Here is a 2,442-nt window from a genome sequence, read left to right as displayed (position 1 = left end):
CTCATTGGAAAATAATCAAGTCCAAATCCTTTGGCAATTTCAGTAATTTCGTCTATTGCATACTCTAATTCACGAAAATTATTTGAATTCATTATTATTCCCCCTACTATGTGTATTGACAATGTATGAGAATTTTTGACGTTATATACTATGGAGATTAGATTAATAACTCCTACAAAAAATTTGTAATTAAATTGTATTTACAGGATAAAACATCCATTGTGTCGAATTATCTAATTTAGAAGGGAGTTTGGAAAATGAATAAAAAGAATTTATTAATGAGCCTTCGACTTGCAACAAGAGGAAATTTCTTTTTAATCAACATTAAAAATTCCTTGGAAAATGATACAATTATGATCGAAAAACTAGCTAAGGAACTAGAACTAGATGGATTAATCAAACTAAAAGAGTGCACACAGCTTGAAGATTCACTCTTTTCAAGTGGAATACTTAAATATGCATCCAATTAAATTGGATGCTTTTTCGTCGTTGAACAAATCGAATATATAGATACAAATGATTCAAAAAAACGGACCTCCTTTTTTATAAAAGTAAAGTCCGTTTTAAAATGCCGATTTTAGTTCAACTATCGCATGCTTTAGTTGATTAATATATTCTTAAAGAAGATTGTTTTTTTAGACAGTCTTTTTTTAGTTAAATATCAGTAAATTCTTATTAAAAAGGCAATAAAAAAAGAACCCTATTTTGAGTGTCAAGTCAATAGGGTTAAACGGGAAATTATAGATGTAAAGATTTTTAAAAGGGACTGAAAGATTTCAAAGTTTTTTAAAGGGGAAAAGATTTGTAATCAAATTCTTTTCTATTTGATAATATCATTATTTTTAAAGAAAGTTTGTGAATATCGTTACAAACTAATGACAATTAAGAGGTTATTTTTACAAACAAAAAAAGAGAAGGTAGGGGGGAGACCTTCTCAACAGGAATAACTTTATATATCTATGTTCGGTTGAATGTGAGAGGACCTAAAAAATAATTTGAATACGTACGAATACGAATTTTAAAGAAACAAAAAGGCTCTAGTGAAAACTGGAGCCTTTTTGTTTTAAGCTTTTATTCCCTTTAAGTTTCCCTTGTAATAAGAGAATCAGTAATAAACTAAGCGGAATAAGGATTTGAAGTGGAATGTGTAGTAAAAAAGGTGCTTTACTAACAGCTTCATTATGTTGGTCTATAAAACTAGAAGCCAACCATAATGAACTAGTGATAATAATAATTGAAATTGGATAGACTAGCTGTTCACTTTTCTTTACATTAAATAATTCTGCAGTTCCAGATACCGCGCAATAAAAATAAACAACAATTTTTACATAATAACCAGTTACTGAAATCAGTACAATAAATGAATCCATTCTTTGGATAAAATCAGCAACATTGATATAACTAACTGATGTTAGAAGTGGAAAGACTGTTCTTGTTACTTCTGAAACACCTAAGATTGCTATATTTAATACTGCGAATAAACTTAATGCAGCCCCTGAAATTAATAATGCGGGTATACCTACCTTTATTGCTGACTTTTGTTTATTTAAATATGGCATGATCATAGTAAATACAAATATTTCACCAAATGGAATTGTGACTGTGATAGGAAAAGCTCCTTTTATTACAGGCTTCAATCCATTTTCTAAAACCGGTCTTAAATTTTTAAATTCAATTAGATTAGAAACGATTTCAAGTGTTATAAATAGGACAACAATAGCTACTGTCATCAGAAATATTAATTCGTTCGCTCGGGCGAATGTTTCAAATCCTTTATAAAGTGTATAAAGGACTAAGAACATTGTTATTATTACGAGTGCAATTAGGGATGAAGCATTATAAAGAGTAATTCTTAGTAAAGCTGCAAGTTCACGTAAATCTCGTGCTGCCATATAAATAAAATACACAATATAAACTAATGCCATTAGTTTCCCTACAAATTTACCTAAAATAACTTGAATGTATTGTGTAAATTGTAAATCAGGGAATAACGTATATAACTTAATATACAGAGCAAATAATAAACAAGCTGTAAAATCTGCTATTAATACACACATCCATGCATCTTGATTGGCAATAGTGTAAATTAGACCTGGTGGTGGAATACCGACAATAAACGAAAAAATAATACAAAAAAATTGAAAGCCACTTATTTTTATTTTGCGATTCATATAATTCCTACTTTTGACTTCAAATTTCACTTCCGGATTTATTATTATTTCCAAAAAATCCTATAATAAAAGTGTTAATTAGAGCTTTAATGACTTACAAAATATAATTTGAATAATCCATTCCTTCATCCACCCAGTTTTTTAAATCTAGGCTCTGTTAAGCTAAAATGTTGATTTTTGCGGACTAAAAAAGACTGTTTTGACCAAACAGTCTTTTTAATGCTTATCCAACTAACACATGCATTAGTTGAATTGGAATCTATCATCTAAG

At 29.0% G+C, this 2,442-nt stretch carries 2 protein-coding genes; one reads left to right on the top strand and one right to left on the bottom strand.

Going from position 1 to position 2,442, the window contains the following annotated elements:
- The first annotated feature begins 257 nt into the window (after positions 1 to 257).
- Positions 258 to 470, top strand: coding sequence for a hypothetical protein (locus tag CN601_RS21870; protein WP_098121442.1), 213 nt, complete (start codon positions 258 to 260; stop codon positions 468 to 470).
- Between the two features lie 567 nt (positions 471 to 1,037).
- Here CN601_RS21870 and CN601_RS21865 read toward each other — a convergent pair.
- The gene (locus tag CN601_RS21865; protein WP_098121443.1) at positions 1,038 to 2,171 is read right to left on the bottom strand and encodes a GerAB/ArcD/ProY family transporter; all 1,134 of its coding nucleotides are present in this window, start codon (positions 2,169 to 2,171) and stop codon (positions 1,038 to 1,040) included.
- Positions 2,172 to 2,442: the final 271 nt, after the last annotated feature.

It is taken from the genome of Bacillus sp. AFS017336 (genome assembly GCF_002555445.1).
GTDB lineage: Bacteria > Bacillota > Bacilli > Bacillales > Bacillaceae_G > Gottfriedia.
The sequence above is the reverse complement of the archived record's forward strand: the minus strand, read 5'-3'. Positions and strand labels throughout refer to the sequence as shown.

What these genes read in the sequence shown, in the direction of transcription:
- CN601_RS21870 (WP_098121442.1), top strand. Translation starts at nt 258, where the DNA reads ATGAATAAAAAGAATTTATTAATGAGCCTTCGACTTGCAACAAGAGGA.
- CN601_RS21865 (WP_098121443.1), bottom strand. Translation starts at nt 2,171, where the DNA reads ATGAATCGCAAAATAAAAATAAGTGGCTTTCAATTTTTTTGTATTATT.